This window comes from Nonomuraea recticatena, from assembly GCF_039533245.1.
Classification (GTDB): Bacteria; Actinomycetota; Actinomycetes; order Streptosporangiales; family Streptosporangiaceae; genus Nonomuraea; species Nonomuraea roseola.
Genome location: NZ_BAAATE010000187.1, coordinates 1 through 547, shown reverse-complemented (window position 1 = coordinate 547; position 547 = coordinate 1). Strand labels below are relative to the sequence as shown.

Sequence of the window (547 nt, the reverse complement as noted above, 5' to 3'; positions counted from 1 at the left end):
GCGGCCGAGCAGCTGCGCGTGCACCGGGAGATGGAGCGCGCGGACGAGGTGCCGGTGGTCATCTACCACTCGCACACCGCGACCGAGGCGTACCCGTCGCGGACCGACGTCTCCTACGCCCACGAGCCCGACGCCCACTACGTGCTGGTGTCCACCCGCGACCCGGAGCGCCACGAGCTGCGCTCGTACCGGATCGTCGACGGCGTGATCACCGAGGAGCCCGTGGAGGTCGTCGACTCCTACGCGCCCCAGACCAGCGGCGCGGACGACGCGCCCGACCGGACCTGAGCCAGGACCGGTCCCCGCAGCCGCACCACCGCGCCACACTGTCCGGTTCGCGCCGTCCCACGGAGGAAAGCAAGCATGGCCGTCACCGTCTCCATCCCCACGATCCTGCGCACGCACACCGGCGGGCAGAAGTCCGTCGAGGCGAAGGGCGCCACGCTCGCCGAGGTCATCGACGACCTGGAGGGCAACCACGGCGGCATCAAGGCCCGCCTGGTGAAGGAGGGCGCGCTGCACCGGTTCGTCAACGTCTACGTCAACG

The 547-nt window shown here is 71.3% G+C and carries 2 protein-coding genes; both read left to right on the top strand.

What is annotated here, in order from left to right:
- Window positions 1-288, top strand: a 288-nt coding sequence (locus tag ABFX50_RS51075) for a Mov34/MPN/PAD-1 family protein (RefSeq protein ID WP_346158564.1), incomplete at its 5' end; no start/stop codon positions are given.
- Window positions 289-363: 75 nt separating this feature from the next.
- Window positions 364-547 (top strand): MoaD/ThiS family protein (locus tag ABFX50_RS51070; protein ID WP_346158563.1); only part of this gene is annotated, 184 nt, incomplete at its 3' end.